Genomic DNA, 15460 nt, shown 5'->3' on the forward strand with positions numbered 1-15460 from the left:
CGATGGATGATCGCTCGGAGATCGCGCGGGCGGCGGCGGAAGCGGCCGCCCGGCGCAGCTACGGCAAGCTGGTCGCGTGGCTCGCCGCGCGCACACGCGACGTCGCCGGCGCCGAGGACGCGCTGGCCGACGCTTTCGCCGCCGCACTCGAACGCTGGCCACGGACCGGCGTGCCCGCGCAGCCGGAAGCCTGGCTGCTCGCCGTGGCGCGACGGCGCGACGTGGACGCCGTGCGGCGGCGGCTGACCGGCGAGGCGGCGCGCGATCACCTGAAGCTGATCGCCGAAGAGATGGAGGCGCGCATGAACGGCGAGGAGCTGCCCGACGACCGGTTGCGGCTGATGTTCGCCTGCGCCCATCCGGCGATCGAGGCCAGCGTGCGCGCGCCGCTGATCCTGCAGACGATCCTCGGCTTCGACGCCGCGACGATCGCCTCGGCCTTCCTGGTTTCGCCGGCGACGATGGGCCAGCGGCTGGTACGGGCCAAGGCGCGCATCCGTGAGACCGGGATCCCGTTCCGCGTGCCGGAGCCGGCGGAGCTGGGCGAGCGGCTGGGCGCGGTGCTGGAGGCGATCTACGCCACCTTCGCCGAAGGCTGGTCGGACCCGACGGGCACCGATACCAGGCGGCGTAACCTCGCCACCGAGGGCATCTGGCTCGGCCGGCTGGTCGCCTCGCTGATGCCGGAGGAACCGGAGGCGCTGGGACTCCTGGCGCTGATGCTGTTCGCCGAGGCGCGCCGCTCGGCGAGGCGCGGCCCGGATGGAGACTTCGTGCCTTTAGCCGAGCAGGATGTCGCGCTCTGGGATGACAGCCTGATCGACGAGGCGGAAGCCTTGCTGGTGCGCGCCGCGCAAAAGGGAATCATCGGCCGCTACCAGCTGGAGGCCGCCGTGCAGTCCGCCCATACGGCACGCCGGCGCGGCAGCGGCACGGACTGGGCGGCGATCCGCCAGCTTTACGACGCGCTGCTGGCCGTGGCCGGCTCGCCGGTGGTGGCGATCAACCGCGCGGTGGCGATCGCAGAAACCGAGGGCGCGCCGGCCGGGCTGGCGGCGCTCTACGTGCTGGGCGAGGACAAAAGGCTGCAGGACTACCAGCCTTATTGGGCCGCCCGCGCCGGGCTGTTGGCCAGACTCGGCAACATCAAGCAGGCGGCAGAGTCTTATGACCAGGCGATCGGCCTCGAGCGCGACCCGGCGCTGCGGCGCTTCCTGCAGGGCGAGAAGGCGAAGCTCGTCAGGAATTAAGGTGAGGTCTAAGCCCACATCTCGTGCGATGCGTTCAGCTTGCGCATGAGCTCGTTCTCACGCAGCCTCGCCCACAGGCGTTCGATGTTCGGCCAGGCGGCGCGCGCCTTCTCGACCTCGGGATGCCAAGCTACCAGCATGACGAGGTAGATGTCGGCAAGCGAGAGGCTCTCGCCGGCCAACCAGTCGCGGCCGGCCAGTGCCCGGTCGAGAATCGCAAAGCCGCGATCCATCTCGGTGACCGCCGCCTTCTTCACCGCCTGCACGCCTTCGCCATCGGCGGTGTAGCGATGCGCGTAATAGAGCCGCAGCACCGCCGGGTAGAGCACCGATGACATGAAGGCCATCCAGCGCAGGAAATCGGCGCGGCCGGGCGAGCCCGCCTCCGGCGCGAGGCCGGCCCGCGGATGGCGCTCGGCGAGCAGGATGCAGATTGCCGCCGATTCGGTCAGCGAATGACCGTCGGGCAGCGTCAGCGCCGGCACCTGGTTCAGCGGGCTGATGGTAAGGAAGGCCGGATCGGCCGTTTCCTTCTTCGGCACGTCGATTTGCTCGAAGGGCACGCCGGCCATGGCGAGCGCCGCCTCGACGACGAAGCCGCCGCTGCCCGGGCGCGTATAAAGCTTGTACATCAAAAATCCTCCCGCCGGCCGATTGGGGCCGGCGGCGATATGAGCCGGAAGCGGCGCCCGCCTCAAGCCGGGCAGCGCCTGCCACGGATGCTTTTTGAACAGTCCAGTTCGAGGGCCGCCACGTAAAGGTCGGCTACACCGGCGGGACAGCGCCCCCCTCTGTCCTGCCGGACATCTCCCCCACAAGGGGGGAGATTGGCCGTCGCGTCCGCTTTCGCCAATCTTCGACGCTGTAAAATCGAGCTAGGGGCCGAAGCTGCTAATCTCCCCCCATGTGGGGGAGATGCCCGGCAGGGCAGAGGGGGGCGCGAAGGATCTCGGCGCTTTGGTTTTCGATCGCCTAGGCGCCCAGCCCGTCGAACAGGATGGTCGAGAGATAGCGCTCGGCGAAGGAGGGGATGACGACGACGAGGTTCTTGCCCTTGTTCTCCGGCCGCGAGCCGACGACGATGGCCGCCTGGAGCGCTGCGCCCGACGAGATGCCGACCGGCACGCCTTCGAGGCGGGCGACGAGACGGGCATTGGCGACCGAATCCTCGTTCGAGACCCTGACGACCTCGTCATAGATCGAGGTGTCGAGGATTTTCGGCGCGAAGCCGGCGCCGATGCCCTGGATCTTGTGCGGGCCGGGCTGGCCGCCCGACAGAACCGGCGAGGCTTCCGGCTCGACCGCCACGACCTGCAGCGAAGGCTTGCGCTTCTTCAGCACCTGGCCGACGCCGGTGATGGTGCCGCCGGTGCCGATGGCGGAAACGAAGATGTCGACCTCGCCATTGGTGTCGTTCCAGATCTCCTCGGCCGTGGTGCGGCGGTGGATTTCGGGATTGGCCGGATTCTCGAACTGCTGCGGGATGATGGCGTTGGGCAGCGTCGCGGCAAGCTCGTCGGCCTTGGCGATGGCGCCCTTCATGCCTTTCGGGCCCTCCGTCAGCACCAGCTCGGCGCCGAGCAGCGCCAGCATCTTGCGGCGCTCGACCGACATCGTCTCCGGCATGGTGAGGATCAGCTTGTAGCCCTTGGCGGCGGCGGCGAAGGCGAGCGCGATGCCGGTGTTGCCGGAGGTCGGCTCGATCAGCGTCGTCTTGCCGGGCGCGATCTTGCCGGCCTCCTCCAGCGCCTCGATCATGGCGACGCCGATACGGTCCTTGACCGAAGCGATTGGGTTGAAGAATTCGAGCTTCGCCAGAAGGTTGGCGACGATGCCCTTCTCTTTGGCGAACTTGTCCAGCCTGACCAGCGGCGTGTCGCCAATCGTCTCCGTGATCGAATTGAAGACGCGGCCGCGGCCGGGCACGCGCGCGGAGGTGACGGGCTTGTTCATTGGTTTCGCTCCCAAGGCAATGGCACAGGCTGACAGAATAGGGCTTTCAGCCGCGCAAGATAGGCCGAGGCTGGAAAATATCCGAGTGGGGCGATTGCTCAAAAGCGCCCGCGACCGGAAATGCATTTTCCGAAATGCCCCGATTTCGGAATGGCTTGGCCGAGATCGGGGACCGGTTGAGATTGGAGCCTACTGGCGCGCCGCAATGGCGGCCGCCGCGCCCATCATGAAGCCGGCGGCGGTGCGGTTCAGCGCCTTGAGCGCGCGCGGCGATTTCAGGAACCAGCGCGCCTTGGCCGCCAGCGCCAGATAAGGCACCAGCACCACGAACAGAACCACCACGGTGAGCATCGCAAGAATGGCGTAGTCGGCAAGCGTGATCGTCTTTACGTCGACGATCGTCGGCGTGATGGCGAGGTAGAAGATCATCGTCTTCGGGTTGCCGAGCGTCACCGTCAGCCCTGCGATGAAGCTCGACACCAGCCCGCCCTTGGCCTTCCGCGCCTCGACGGTCTCGGGCGTGATGCCGCTGGTCCAGAACCGCCAGGCAAGGAAGGCGAGATAGGCGACGCCGGCCCATTTGATGGCGAGGAAGACCATGCCGAAGGTCTGGGCGACGAAGGCGAGCCCGAGCACCACGGCGGTGAGATAGGTAAGGTCGCCGAGCATCAGGCCGAACGACATGGCGAACGAGGACCGGAAGCCGGAGCCGAGCGCGCGGGCGACCAGCGCCGTGACGCCGGGGCCTGGAATGGCGGCGGCGACGCCGAGCGCGGCGCTGTAAGCGAGGAATCCTGTGAGCGTCATGGTTCTAGCCTGGGATCAGGACGCGTCTATTGCACGAAACGGAACGGGAATGAATTCGCCTAGGCCGGATTCGTTTGCGCCAGCCCCCTCATCCGACCGCTACGCGGCCACCTTCTCCCCGAGGGGTCCCCGAGGGGAGAAGAGGTTGGCGCCGGCGCTTATCTGCTCCTCTCCCCTTGGGGAGAGGTCGGATTGCCCCGAATTGCAGTTCGCAATTCGGCTGGCAATCCGGGTGAGGGCGAGCCCGCTACAGCTCGACCGGGAGCTACCCTTTATAGCTAATGCGCCAGATGGTGCCGTTGGCGTCCTCGGTGAGGATCAGCGCGCCGTCCTTGGCCACGGTGACGCCGACCGGCCTGCCCCAGACCTCGTCGTCGGACAGGACGAAGCCGGTGGCGAAGTCTTCGTATTCGCCGGTCGGCTTGCCGTCCTTGAATCTCAGCCGCACCACCTTGTAGCCGGTGCGCTGGCCGCGATTCCATGAGCCGTGCAAGGCGACAAAGGCGTCGCCGTGGTAATCGGGCGGAAAGCTGTCGCCGTCGTAGAAAGCGATATTGAGGGGGGCAGAATGGGCCTGGATGACCACGTCCGGAACGGTCGCCTTGCCGGCAAGGTCGGGTCGGGCACCGGCGTGGCGAGGATCCTCGTTGGCGCCGATATAATACCAGGGCCAGCCGTAAAAGGCTCCGTCCCGCACCGTCGTTGCGTAGTCGAACGGTACATTGTCGCCGAGCCCGTCGCGCTCGTTGACGACGCACCAGAGAGCGCCGGTGCCTGGCTGCACCGTCATGCCCGAGCAATTGCGCAGGCCAGTCGCGACGACGCGACGATTCTTTCCGTCGGGATCGAAGGCAAGCACGTCGGCCCGGCCTTCCTCGGAATCCCAGGCAGCGCCGAGCGGCATGGACCTGGCCCATGCGTCGATGCCGCCATCCGGTTTCGCCGCCATGCCCTCGGCCACATTCGTTTCCGACCCCACCGAGACATAGAGCGTCTTGCCGTCCGGCGAAAACGCGATGTCGCGGGTGCCATGGCCACCCGTGGGAATGCCGGAGACGATGACCTCCGGATCGTCGGAGGCTTTGAGATCGCCGTCGTGATAGGCAAAGCGGACCACGCTATCGGTGTTGGCGACATAGACCCATTGCGGCTTGTCGCCAGGTGGATAGAAGGCGATGCCATAAGGCTGGTTCAGATAATGCGCGTACTTCGCCTCCTGGGCCGGTTTGGCGCTATTGCCGGCAAGGCGATAGACAAGGACCCGATCCTCGTTGCTGTCGGCGACGAACAGGTCGCCATTGGGCGCAACGCGCACGACGCGTGGGTTGGGGAGGCCGGAGGCGATCAATTCGGCCGAGAAGCCGGGCGGCAGGACCGGCGCGGAGCCTTCGGGCCGGTCCGCAACGCCGGTGCTATTGGACGCGGATTTGGTGAGATAGGGCTTTTGCAGATCGCCGGGCTTGATCAGACGGCGGACGCCCGGCCTGTCCGCCTTCCAGTCGCCGAATGCATCCTTGCCAGTCAGCACCGGCGATTGCTGCGCGAAAGCGCTGGTGGCGGCAAACAGGGCAAGACCAGCAAAACCGACGATCCGGATCATGCTTCCTCCTTGGCGCCGGCAAGCCAGCGCCTCACACAGGGTTGAGGGTATTGGGTGGCGCCACGAAACAGAAGCTTGCGCACGCGGGTTTGAGCGCCGAGTTCAGGCCTCCTCGGCATCCAGGTCATCGTCGAGGCGCTGTTCCAGCTCGACGAGGTCGGCCGGCAAGGGCAGGCCCATGGCGCGCAGCTCGCGCAATTTCTCGCGCAGCTGCTCCTGGATCTCGTGCTCGTCCCCGGGCTGGTTGATCATTTCCTGAAGCAGGAGGTCGATCTGGGCCTTGATTGCTTCCAACGCCATTTTTCTTGCCCTCCTTCCGGTATGCTATCTGAGCATCCGCGAAATCAGCTGCGCCGTATAGTCGACCATCGGTACTATGCGGGCGTAGTTCAGCCTGGTCGGGCCGATGACGCCAAGCGCGCCGACGACGCGGGCGTCCTTGTCGCGATAGGGGGCGACGACCAGCGACGAGCCGGACAGCGAAAACAGCTTGTTCTCCGAGCCGATGAAGATGCGCACGCCCGGCCCTTCCTCGGCGAGGTCGAGCAGCTGCAGCAGCCCGTCCTGGGTTTCCAAATCCTCGAAAAGGTGACGCAGCAATTCGAGATCGGCCTGGGCGGTGACGTTTTCCAGCAGGTTGGCGCGGCCGCGCACGATGAGACGCGCCGGCAGGCCGCTTTCGGCGCCGGCCCAGACCGCGAGGCCTTTCTCGACCAGATCCTGCGATAGGGTATCGAGGGCGGATTTGGTCTCGTCCTTGATGCGGGCGATCTCGACGCGCGCCTCGGCGAGCGTGCGGCCGCGTATATGGGCATTGAGGAAATTGGACGCCTCATGCAGTTGCGAGACGGTAATGCCGGCCGGCAGGTCGATGACGCGGTTCTCGACGTCGCCGTTCTGCGACACCAGCACGGCAAGCGCCTTGGCGGGCTCGAGCTGGATGAACTCGATGTGCTTCAGCGCCACCTCGTTCTTTGAGGCGAGCACGAGGCCGGCGCCGCGCGACATGCCGGACAGCATCTGGCTGGCCTCGGTCAGCATATGCTCCAGCGTCGCGCCCGAGCCGGAAGCGCGGACCTGCGCCTCGATGACGCGGCGCTCCTCGTCGGACAGATCGCCGAGCTCCATGAAGGCGTCGACGAAGAAACGCAGTCCGATCTGGGTCGGCAGGCGGCCGGCCGAGACATGCGGCGCGTAGATCAGCCCCAGATGCTCGAGGTCGCTCATGACGTTGCGGATGGTGGCGGGCGACAGCGAAGAGGGCAGGATGCGCGACAGGCTGCGCGAGCCGACCGGCTCGCCGTCGCGCAGGTAAGAATCGACGATCCGCCGGAAAATATCGCGCGAGCGCATGTCGAGTGACTGAAGTGCTGGCGACTGAAGCCCGGGACTCTGGGACGTCGGATCGACTGGTTTGTTCATTCCGGCGAGAAACCTCCTGCCGAAAGATATAGACTTAAGCCACAGCGGCGCAACCCGGTGCCGCGTTCGCGGTCACCCGGTGCCGTGTCTGCGGTCACGGCGCCGTGTTTGCGGTTACCGACCTGTTTTCCTTTGCGCCATGCCGCTCATGCGTCTACAAGCCGCCGACGAATCCGGGAAGAACAGAAAGAGCCTCGATGCGCCCCTCCAAACGCCAAGCCGACGAAATGCGCGCCATCTCCTTCGAGCGCGGCGTGTCCAAGCATGCCGAAGGCTCGTGCCTGGTGAAATTCGGCGACACGCATGTGCTTTGCACGGCGAGCCTTGAGGAGAAGGTGCCGGCCTGGATGCGCAATTCCGGCAAGGGCTGGGTGACTGCCGAATACGGCATGCTGCCGCGCTCGACCGGCGAACGCATGCGGCGCGAGGCCTCCGCCGGCAAGCAGGGCGGCCGCACGCTGGAGATCCAGCGGCTGATCGGCCGTTCGCTGCGCGCCGTGGTCGACCTGCAGGCGCTGGGCGAGCAGCAGATCACCGTCGACTGCGACGTGATCCAGGCCGACGGCGGCACCCGCACGGCCTCGATCACCGGCGGCTGGGTGGCGCTCTACGACTGCCTGCGCTGGATGGAAGCACGCCAGATGGCCAGCGTCGCCAAGGTGCTGAAGGACCATGTCGCGGCGATTTCCTGCGGCATCCATGACGGCCAGCCGGTCATCGACCTCGATTATCTTGAGGATTCCTCGGCCGGCACCGACGCCAATTTCGTCATGACCGGCAAGGGCGGCATCGTCGAGATCCAGGGCACGGCCGAAGGCGAGCCTTTCTCCGAGGAGCAGTTCGCGGCGCTGATGGGGTTGGCGAAGAAGGGTATTTCGCGGCTGGTGAGCCTGCAGCAGATGGCGGTGGCGTAGGTTTCGAATGCCGAGCCTAGGCACCCCTCTCTGGCCTGCCGGCCATCTCCCCCTCAAGGGGGGAGATTGGGTGTCACACCGGCTTTCGCCAATCTCCAGCGTTGCAGAACGCGCGGCGGCGTCGAAGCTGCCAATCTCCCCCCCTGAGGGGGAGATGCCCGGCAGGGCCGAGAGGGGGGCCTCATGATGCCCTCTGCGATTTTGGAATCGGCACTCTACGTCACAGACCTGCATGCTGCGGAAGCGTTCTACCGCAACATCATCGGCCTCGAGGCTCTGGGCAAGGTCGAGGGCCGGCATGTCTTCTTCCGCTGCGGCGACGGCGTGCTGCTGCTCTTCAACGCGGAGGCGACGAAAATCCCGCCGGCGCCCGACGCCAGGCTGAAAGTGCCGCCGCACGGCACGGCCGGCGAGGGTCATCTTTGCTTTGCGGCAACCGCTGATGAGATCGCCGCATGGCGCAAGCATCTCGCAGCCAAGAACATCGCCATCGAAAGCGATTTCGAATGGCCGCAGGGCGGGCACTCGATCTATATCCGCGACCCGTCGGGCAATTCGATCGAATTCGCCGAGCCAAGGATCTGGGGCCTCTGATGCATTCTTTGAATGGAAAGAAGATCGTCGTCGCCAGCCACAACCAAGGCAAGTTGCGCGAGTTCGCCGACCTGATGGCGCCGTTCGGTTTCGAGGCGAAATCGGCCAAGGAATACGGCCTGCCCGAGCCCGACGAGACCGGCATCACCTTCGAGGAGAACGCCTATATCAAGGCCTTCGCCGCCGCCAAGGCGACCGGCCTGCCGGCACTGTCGGACGATTCCGGTCTTTGCGTCGATGCGCTTGACGGCGCGCCCGGCGTCTACACCGCCAACTGGGCCGAGAAGCCCGACGGCAGCCGGGATTTCGGCATGGCCATGCAAAAGACGGAGACGGCGCTGCAGGAAGTCCGCGCGACCGAGCCGGCGCAACGCACCGGCCGCTTCGTCGCCGTCATCTGCCTCGCCTTCCCGGATGGCGAGGCCGAATATTATCGCGGCGAGGCCGAAGGCACGCTTGTCTGGCCGCCGCGCGGCACGCTCGGCTTCGGCTACGATCCGGTGTTCCTGCCCAACGGTTTCGACAAGACATTTGGCGAGATGAGCGCGCAGGAAAAGCATGGCTGGAAGCCCGGACAGGCGACGGCGCTTTCGCATCGTGCCCGCGCCTTCCAGAAATTCGCGCAAGCAAGATTGGACTTGGCGCGATCAGGACCCGTATGAGCGCAGTGACGATACCGCTCGACCGCAGCCCCGGCTTCGGCGTCTATATCCACTGGCCGTTCTGCGCGGCCAAATGCCCTTATTGCGACTTCAACAGCCATGTCCGCCACCAGCCGGTCGACCAGGAGCGTTTTGCCCGCGCCTTCGAGGCGGAGCTTGCGACCATGCGCGACCGCACCGGACCGCGGGAGGTGACCAGCATCTTCCTCGGCGGCGGCACGCCGTCGCTGATGAAGCCGGAAACGGTCGGCGCGGTGCTGGAAGCGGTGGCGAAGAACTGGACCGTCCCGGCGGGCATCGAGGTGACGCTGGAGGCCAATCCGTCCTCGGTCGAGGCCGAGCGCTTCCGCGGCTATCGCGCCGCCGGCGTCAACCGCGTCTCGCTCGGCGTACAGGCGCTGAACGACAAGGACCTGCGCTTCCTCGGCCGGTTGCATAATGTCGAGGAGGCGCTGCATGCGATCGGCCTCGCCCGCGAGATCTTCCCGCGGCTCTCCTTCGACCTGATCTATGCGCGGCCCAGCCAGACGCCGGAGGCGTGGGGCGCGGAGCTGGAGCAGGCGATCGGCTATGCCGTCGACCATCTTTCGCTCTACCAGCTCACCATCGAAGAGGGCACGCCCTTCCACGCGCTTTACGCGGCACGCAAATTCACGCTGCCCGACAACGACCATGCGGCCGACCTCTATGCGCTGACGCAGGAGGTGACGGCGGCGCATGGGCTGCCGGCCTATGAGATTTCCAACCACGCGCAGCCGGGCGCGGAAAGCCGGCACAATCTGACCTATTGGCGCTACGGTGAATATGTCGGCGTCGGTCCGGGCGCGCATGGCCGCTTCGTCGAGAACGGCCGCCGCACCGTTACGATAGCGGAAAGGATGCCGGAGACCTGGGCCAACCTGGTCGAGGCCAAAGGGCATGGCGTCACCGGCGGCGAGATTCTCACGCGCGCCGAGGAAGCCGACGAATTCCTGCTGATGGGACTCAGGCTCGCCGAGGGCATCGATCTGCAGCGCTACGAGGCGCTGTCGGGACGCGGCCTTTCGAGCGCAAGGCTCTCGGTGCTGCAGGAGGAAGGGCTGGTGGCGCCGGTCGGCAATGCCAGGCTGCGCGCCACGACGGCGGGGATGATCGTGCTGGATGCTGTGGTGGCGGATCTGGCCAGGTAGCATTCCACCGGGGTCGTGGAACCATGACGTCGGCGGGACAGCGCCCCCCCTCTGGCCTGCCGGCCATCTCCCCCACAAGGGGGGAGATCAGACTTCAGGCCGGCTTTCGCCAATCGCCAGCGTCAGAAGGATGCGCAGAGCGCCGAAACTGCCAATCTCCCCCCTTGTGGGGGAGATGCCCCGGCAGGGCAGAGGGGGGCGCGAAGGATCGCTGCCTACGATGACGGGGCGTGCTACTCGCCCACTCAGGCGTCGTGCTTCTGGCGGTGCTTGCCGCGGGTCTTCTCGCCATGCGCTTCACCGTCGCGGACCTGCTTCTGGTCGGCCTTGTCGCGACGGATGCCGGGCTGGGCGGCGATCTGATGTGGGGGGATGCCCTCGCGGGCGGTCTTGCTTTCAAGTCGGCTGATGAAGATGTCGAAGCGATTGGGCATCGTTCGGTCCTGCCTCCTCCCGGGGAATCAGGGTTTAAATTTGCCGTTGCCGGTTTCGTTCCGCACTGTGGCAAAGGCATGGCGGTTTCCTTACATCGACCTCACGTTTTGCAACGGGGCGTCAGCCATGCGAAACAGGATGGATTGTGAGGGGCATCCGGTGACCGGCGACAAACGCAGTTATCTGATCGGACAGAGCGAGATCGCGGCGCGGCCGCTTGCACCCGCGCTCTATCTGGTGGCGACGCCGATCGGCAATCTGGCCGACATCACGCTGCGCGCGCTGGAGACGCTTGCCGCCGCCGATGTCGTCGCCTGCGAGGACACGCGCGTATCGCGCGTGCTGCTCGAGCGCTATGGCATCCGGCGGCGCACCACCGCTTATCACGAGCACAATGCGAGCGAGGCCGGACCGAAGCTGATCGAGGCGCTGGCGGCCGGGCAGAGCGTGGCGCTGATCTCGGACGCCGGCACGCCTTTGGTTTCCGACCCCGGCTACCGGCTGGTCGGCGAGGCGCTGGAGCGCGGCATCCGCGTCGTGCCGGTGCCGGGACCCTCGGCCGCGCTCGCCGCGCTCACCGCTTCCGGCCTGCCCTCCGATGCCTTCCTGTTCGCCGGGTTCCTGCCCGTGAAGACCGGGCAGCGGCTGACCAAGCTGGAGACGTTCAAGCCGGTGCCGGCGACGCTGATCTTCTTCGAATCGCCCAGACGGCTGGCCGAGACGCTTCATGCCATGGTCGAAGCGCTGGGCGGCGCGCGCAAAGCCGCGATCGGCCGCGAGTTGACCAAGGCCTTCGAGGAGATGCGCACCGGCACGCTGGCCGAGCTGGCAAACCATTATGCGGCGGCCGACACGCCGAAGGGCGAGATCGTCATCTGCGTCGGCCCGCCGGAAGCAACGGAAGACGAACCGGCCGATATCGACCGTCTGCTTTTGTCGCTTGCCGCCGAAATGCCCGCATCGAAGGCGGCGGCGGAAGCAGCGAAGATGACCGGCGGGCAGAAGCAGGCGCTTTACCGGCGGCTCCTGGAGCTGAAGGACGGACCATGATCCCAAAAAGTGGAAACCGGTTTTTGGAAAAGATCATGGTCAAACAAAAAGATGGCTGAACGCACGGCCGGCCATCGTCGCAAAGCCTATCGGCGCGGCCATCGCGGCGAGTGGCTGGCGGCGCTGGCGCTGATGCTGAAAGGCTACCGCATCCTTGCCCGCCGCCACCGCACCAGGCTAGGCGAGATCGATTTGATCGCAAGGCGCGGCGACCTCGTGCTGTTCGTCGAGGTCAAGGCGCGCCGTACGCTTATCGAGGCGATGGAAGCGATCGGCCGTGAATCGGAGCGCCGTATCGAGGGCGCCGCGGATATCTGGCTGTCACGCCAGCCGGATTATGGCAGGCTTTCGATGCGTTTCGACATGGTGGCGGTGCTGCCGTGGCGCTGGCCGGTGCATGTCGAGAACGCGTTTTATGGACGGAATTGAGGTCCGCTCAACGGCGATAGGCTGGCGGGACAGCGCCCCCCTCTGGCCTGCCGGCCATCTCCCCCACTGATCAGATGGCGCCGTCGCTTTCGCCAATCGCCCGCGTTGCAGAAGTCGGCGGGGCGCCCAAGCTGCCAATCTCCCCCCAAGTGGGCGAGATGCCCGGCAGGGCAGAGGGGGCGCGAAGGAACTCGACGTTGCGCAGGTGAGCAACCCAGGCACTCACCCCCAAACCATCAGCGCCACCAGCCCAACTGCGCCCACCACAAGCCGCCACCAGCCGAACAGCGCGTAGCCGTTGCGCGAGACGTAATCGAGCAGGAAGCGCACCACGAAGAGCGCGGTGACGAAGGCGGCGATGAAGCCGACGGCGATGATCGGCAGGTCGGCCGAGGTCAGCACGTTGCGGTTCTTGAAGAGGTCGAAGGCGAAGGCACCGACCATGGTGGGCATGGCGAGGAAAAAGGAGAATTCGGCTGCTGCGCGCTTGTCGACGCCCATCAGCAGCGCGCCGACGATTGTAGAGCCCGAGCGCGATGTGCCGGGGATCAGCGACAGGCACTGGAACAGGCCGATCTTCAGGTAAAGGCTGGTCGGGAATTGCTCGACGTCGTGATGCACCGGCTTGAAGTTGATGCGGTCGACGACGAGCAGCACCACGCCGCCGATGATCAGCATGATGCAGATCAGCCTGGGCGATTCGAACAGGATGGTCTTGATGAAATCATGCGCCAGCGCGCCGATGACCGCCGCCGGCAGGAAGGCGATCAGGATGCCGATGACGAAATGCCGGGTCTGCCGGTCGCTCGGCAGCTTGATCAGCATCTGCCAGAGCTTGCTGAAATAGACACTCAAAATGGCCAGGATGGCGCCGAGCTGGATCAGGATCTCGAAGGCCTTGCCGGTAGAATGAAAGCCGAGAAAATGGCCGGCGAGCAGGATGTGGCCGGTCGAGGACACCGGGATGAATTCGGTCAGGCCCTCCAAAAGCCCAAGCAGCAGCGCTTCGACGATGGTCTGGCTTTCCATGGCAACCTCAGGATTTCGGGGATAGCTGGAGACACGGCTTGCTTGTCACGGCGCGGAAGTCCCCCTATAGGTCGCAACACCGTGACGGCCGCATGACGGGCCGCCAAGACTTACCGGCGCGGGTAACGATTCGCCAGTGTGGCAATCCGGAATTCGCCGCACCTGGGAGCAGTGCACTGTGCGAATTCCGGATTCTGAGCCACACTGTCAACTTTAAGTTTTAGTGTGGTTTGGATTTGAAGTTCCTGGACGCTGATGCCATTGAGGGTACAGGAACTTCAAATCCACCACACTAATGCGCCCTATCATCGCGGAATCATGCTGACGCTTTTCCATCATCCCATGTTCGCCACCTGCCGGTTCGTCCGCCTCGCTTTCGGCGAGTATGGCGAGGAGCTGGCGCTGATCGAGGAAAAGCCGTGGACACGGCGCAAGGAGTTTCTGGCGCTGAACCCGGCCGGAACGCTGCCGATCCTGCTCGCCGAAGGCGACGTGCCGATCGTCGGCGCCATGGTGATCGCCGAATATCTCGACGAGACGCGCGGGGTTCTGAAGCGCGACAAGCGGCTGTTCGCCGAGGACCCGATGCAGCGCGCCGAAATCCGCCGGCTGACCGACTGGTATCTGGCGAAGGCGGAAAGCGAAGTGACGCGGCATCTGGTGCGCGAGCGCGTATTGAAGCCCGTCATGCCGGAAACCGCCGGCGGCGGCTCGCCGGATTCGGCCGCGATCCGCGCCGCGCGCGCCAACATCCGCCAGCACATGAAATACACGAACTGGCTTGCCGGCACGCGCCATTGGCTGGCCGGCAACAAGGTGACCTATGCCGATCTCGCGGCCGCGGCGACGCTTTCGGTGCTCGACTATCTGGGCGAGATCGACTGGCGCGAGCATGGCGCCGCGCGCGAATGGTACACGCGGGTGAAATCGCGGCCATCGTTCCGGCCGCTGCTCTCCGACCGGGTGCGCGGCCTGTCGCCGGTATCGCATTATGCGGACCTCGACTTCTGAAAAACTGCGCGCGCTGATCGACGCGGAGGCGCGCCGCGCCGGCTTCGAGGCGGTCGCCGTGACCCGGCCGGACGCGATTCCGCTGGCGCCTGCGCGCTTGGCCGAATTCGTCGCCGACGGTTTCCACGGCTCGATGGCGTGGATCGCCGAGACGCTTGAGCGCCGGGCCGAGCCCTCGACGCTGTGGCCCGAGGTGCGCTCGATCATCGTGCTCGCCATGAATTACGGCCCGGACCGCGATCCGCGCGATGTCCTCGCAAAGTCCAACCGCGGCGCGATCTCGGTCTATGCGCAAAACCGCGACTATCACGAGGTGATGAAAGGCCGGCTGAAGGAGATCGCCGGCAAGATCGTGGCGAAGGCGGGCGGCGACGTGAAGGTGTTCGTCGATACGGCACCCGTCATGGAGAAGCCGCTGGCGGAAGCCGCCGGGCTCGGCTGGCAGGGCAAGCACACCAACCTGGTCAGCCGCGCGCATGGCTCCTGGCTGTTCCTCGGCACGATCTTCACCACGGCCGAGCTGGAGCCGGACCAGGCCGAGATCGACCATTGCGGTTCCTGCCGCGCCTGCCTCGACGCCTGCCCGACCAATGCTTTCCCGGCGCCTTACCGGCTCGATGCGCGGCGTTGCATCTCCTACCTCACCATCGAGAACAAGGGGCCGATCCCGCGCGAGTTCCGCGAGGCGATCGGCAACCGCATCTATGGCTGCGACGACTGCCTGGCCGCCTGTCCGTGGAACAAGTTCGCCAGCGCGGCTTCGGAAGCGAAGCTTGCCGCGCGCGAGGATTTGCGCGAGCCGCCGCTGTCGGAGCTGCTGGCGCTCGACGATGCGGCATTCCGCACCTTCTTCTCCGGCTCGCCGGTCAAGCGCATCGGCCGCGACCGTTTCATCCGCAACGTGCTGATCGCCGCCGGCAATTCGGGCGACGCTGCGCTAACGCCTATTGTGCGCGGCCTGCTGAGTGACGCCTCGCCGCTGGTGCGGGGTGCGGCAATCTGGGCCCTGTCGCGACTGCTCTCCGGCCGCGAATTTGGCGACCTTGCCGCCAACGCGTCAAAGACCGAGACGGATGCAATGGTCCGCGAGGAATGGCTGGCGACCTTGGTAAGTCCGGCGAAGGCCGATTGATGG

At 66.0% G+C, this 15460-nt stretch carries 17 protein-coding genes; 9 read left to right on the plus strand and 8 right to left on the minus strand.

Going from position 1 to position 15460, the window contains the following annotated elements; all coding sequences use genetic code 11:
• The first annotated feature begins 2 nt into the window (after positions 1-2).
• Positions 3-1250, plus strand: a complete 1248-nt coding sequence (locus tag RFM41_RS07210; protein WP_320247932.1) for an RNA polymerase sigma factor — start codon at positions 3-5, stop codon at positions 1248-1250.
• A gap of 8 nt (positions 1251-1258) precedes the next feature.
• Here RFM41_RS07210 and RFM41_RS07215 read toward each other — a convergent pair whose 3' ends face one another.
• The 6 genes from RFM41_RS07215 to hrcA form a co-directional block, all read right to left on the minus strand.
• Positions 1259-1882: a glutathione S-transferase family protein gene (locus RFM41_RS07215; protein ID WP_320247930.1), complete on the minus strand. Its 624-nt coding sequence runs from the start codon at positions 1880-1882 to the stop codon at positions 1259-1261.
• A 340-nt stretch (positions 1883-2222) separates the two neighbouring features.
• A complete protein-coding gene (gene cysK, locus RFM41_RS07220; protein WP_320247928.1) occupies positions 2223-3203 on the minus strand; it encodes a cysteine synthase A in 981 nt (326 codons plus the stop codon).
• A gap of 189 nt (positions 3204-3392) precedes the next feature.
• Positions 3393-4010: a LysE family translocator gene (locus tag RFM41_RS07225; protein ID WP_320247926.1), complete on the minus strand. Its 618-nt coding sequence runs from the start codon at positions 4008-4010 to the stop codon at positions 3393-3395.
• A 265-nt stretch (positions 4011-4275) separates the two neighbouring features.
• Positions 4276-5610, minus strand: coding sequence for a PQQ-dependent sugar dehydrogenase (locus RFM41_RS07230; protein WP_320247925.1), 1335 nt, complete (start codon positions 5608-5610; stop codon positions 4276-4278).
• 102 nt (positions 5611-5712) lie between these two features.
• Complete coding sequence (locus tag RFM41_RS07235; RefSeq protein WP_320247923.1) at positions 5713-5910, minus strand: hypothetical protein; 198 nt, start codon at positions 5908-5910, stop codon at positions 5713-5715.
• Positions 5911-5934: 24 nt separating this feature from the next.
• Complete coding sequence (gene hrcA / locus RFM41_RS07240; protein ID WP_320247922.1) at positions 5935-7032, minus strand: heat-inducible transcriptional repressor HrcA; 1098 nt, start codon at positions 7030-7032, stop codon at positions 5935-5937.
• 197 nt (positions 7033-7229) lie between these two features.
• Between hrcA and rph the strand changes: the two genes are divergently transcribed.
• The 4 genes from rph to hemW all read left to right on the plus strand — a co-directional run bounded on the left by rph (position 7230) and on the right by hemW (position 10371).
• Positions 7230-7946, plus strand: a complete 717-nt coding sequence (rph, locus tag RFM41_RS07245) for a ribonuclease PH (protein ID WP_320247921.1) — start codon at positions 7230-7232, stop codon at positions 7944-7946.
• A gap of 183 nt (positions 7947-8129) precedes the next feature.
• Positions 8130-8540: a VOC family protein gene (locus RFM41_RS07250; RefSeq protein WP_320247919.1), complete on the plus strand. Its 411-nt coding sequence runs from the start codon at positions 8130-8132 to the stop codon at positions 8538-8540.
• On the plus strand, positions 8540-9202 hold the full coding sequence (gene rdgB, locus RFM41_RS07255) for an RdgB/HAM1 family non-canonical purine NTP pyrophosphatase (RefSeq protein ID WP_320247917.1): 663 nt from the start codon (positions 8540-8542) through the stop codon (positions 9200-9202). The genes RFM41_RS07250 and rdgB overlap by 1 nt, the downstream gene beginning before the upstream one ends.
• Positions 9199-10371 (plus strand): radical SAM family heme chaperone HemW, encoded by a 1173-nt coding sequence (gene hemW, locus RFM41_RS07260; protein ID WP_320247914.1) that lies wholly within the window; start codon positions 9199-9201, stop codon positions 10369-10371. Before rdgB ends, hemW begins: the two co-directional genes overlap by 4 nt.
• Positions 10372-10616: 245 nt before the next feature.
• Here the strand turns inward: hemW and RFM41_RS07265 are convergent, their stop codons facing one another.
• On the minus strand, positions 10617-10805 hold the full coding sequence (locus RFM41_RS07265; RefSeq protein WP_320247912.1) for a hypothetical protein: 189 nt from the start codon (positions 10803-10805) through the stop codon (positions 10617-10619).
• A 160-nt stretch (positions 10806-10965) separates the two neighbouring features.
• On the opposite strand from RFM41_RS07265, the gene rsmI reads away from it, so the two are divergent.
• Together rsmI and RFM41_RS07275 are read left to right on the plus strand one after the other, a co-directional pair.
• The gene (rsmI, locus tag RFM41_RS07270; protein WP_320247910.1) at positions 10966-11856 is read left to right on the plus strand and encodes a 16S rRNA (cytidine(1402)-2'-O)-methyltransferase; all 891 of its coding nucleotides are present in this window, start codon (positions 10966-10968) and stop codon (positions 11854-11856) included.
• 51 nt (positions 11857-11907) lie between these two features.
• Positions 11908-12285 carry a YraN family protein gene (locus RFM41_RS07275; RefSeq protein ID WP_320247909.1) on the plus strand — a complete coding sequence of 126 codons (378 nt, stop codon included), beginning with the start codon at positions 11908-11910 and terminating at the stop codon, positions 12283-12285.
• Positions 12286-12507: 222 nt separating this feature from the next.
• Here RFM41_RS07275 and RFM41_RS07280 read toward each other — a convergent pair whose 3' ends face one another.
• Positions 12508-13314 carry an undecaprenyl-diphosphate phosphatase gene (locus RFM41_RS07280; protein WP_320247907.1) on the minus strand — a complete coding sequence of 269 codons (807 nt, stop codon included), beginning with the start codon at positions 13312-13314 and terminating at the stop codon, positions 12508-12510.
• Between the two features lie 318 nt (positions 13315-13632).
• On the opposite strand from RFM41_RS07280, the gene RFM41_RS07285 reads away from it, so the two are divergent.
• Positions 13633-14325, plus strand: a complete 693-nt coding sequence (locus tag RFM41_RS07285) for a glutathione S-transferase family protein (protein WP_040986376.1) — start codon at positions 13633-13635, stop codon at positions 14323-14325.
• A complete protein-coding gene (queG, locus tag RFM41_RS07290) occupies positions 14306-15457 on the plus strand; it encodes a tRNA epoxyqueuosine(34) reductase QueG (RefSeq protein WP_320247904.1) in 1152 nt (383 codons plus the stop codon). The genes RFM41_RS07285 and queG overlap by 20 nt, the downstream gene beginning before the upstream one ends.
• The last annotated feature ends 3 nt before the right edge of the window (positions 15458-15460 follow it).

Origin of the sequence: Mesorhizobium vachelliae (genome assembly GCF_033977325.1) — a bacterium.
Taxonomy (GTDB): Bacteria; Pseudomonadota; Alphaproteobacteria; order Rhizobiales; family Rhizobiaceae; genus Mesorhizobium; species Mesorhizobium vachelliae.

Coding starts and splice junctions, on each gene's coding strand:
- RFM41_RS07210 (WP_320247932.1), top strand. CDS start 3: ATGGATGATCGCTCGGAGATCGCGCGGGCGGCGGCGGAAGCGGCCGCC.
- RFM41_RS07215 (WP_320247930.1), bottom strand. CDS start 1,882: ATGTACAAGCTTTATACGCGCCCGGGCAGCGGCGGCTTCGTCGTCGAG.
- cysK (WP_320247928.1), bottom strand. CDS start 3,203: ATGAACAAGCCCGTCACCTCCGCGCGCGTGCCCGGCCGCGGCCGCGTC.
- RFM41_RS07225 (WP_320247926.1), bottom strand. CDS start 4,010: ATGACGCTCACAGGATTCCTCGCTTACAGCGCCGCGCTCGGCGTCGCC.
- RFM41_RS07230 (WP_320247925.1), bottom strand. CDS start 5,610: ATGATCCGGATCGTCGGTTTTGCTGGTCTTGCCCTGTTTGCCGCCACC.
- RFM41_RS07235 (WP_320247923.1), bottom strand. CDS start 5,910: ATGGCGTTGGAAGCAATCAAGGCCCAGATCGACCTCCTGCTTCAGGAA.
- hrcA (WP_320247922.1), bottom strand. CDS start 7,032: ATGAACAAACCAGTCGATCCGACGTCCCAGAGTCCCGGGCTTCAGTCG.
- rph (WP_320247921.1), top strand. CDS start 7,230: ATGCGCCCCTCCAAACGCCAAGCCGACGAAATGCGCGCCATCTCCTTC.
- RFM41_RS07250 (WP_320247919.1), top strand. CDS start 8,130: ATGATGCCCTCTGCGATTTTGGAATCGGCACTCTACGTCACAGACCTG.
- rdgB (WP_320247917.1), top strand. CDS start 8,540: ATGCATTCTTTGAATGGAAAGAAGATCGTCGTCGCCAGCCACAACCAA.
- hemW (WP_320247914.1), top strand. CDS start 9,199: ATGAGCGCAGTGACGATACCGCTCGACCGCAGCCCCGGCTTCGGCGTC.
- RFM41_RS07265 (WP_320247912.1), bottom strand. CDS start 10,805: ATGCCCAATCGCTTCGACATCTTCATCAGCCGACTTGAAAGCAAGACC.
- RFM41_RS07275 (WP_320247909.1), top strand. CDS start 11,908: ATGGCTGAACGCACGGCCGGCCATCGTCGCAAAGCCTATCGGCGCGGC.
- RFM41_RS07280 (WP_320247907.1), bottom strand. CDS start 13,314: ATGGAAAGCCAGACCATCGTCGAAGCGCTGCTGCTTGGGCTTTTGGAG.
- RFM41_RS07285 (WP_040986376.1), top strand. CDS start 13,633: ATGCTGACGCTTTTCCATCATCCCATGTTCGCCACCTGCCGGTTCGTC.
- queG (WP_320247904.1), top strand. CDS start 14,306: ATGCGGACCTCGACTTCTGAAAAACTGCGCGCGCTGATCGACGCGGAG.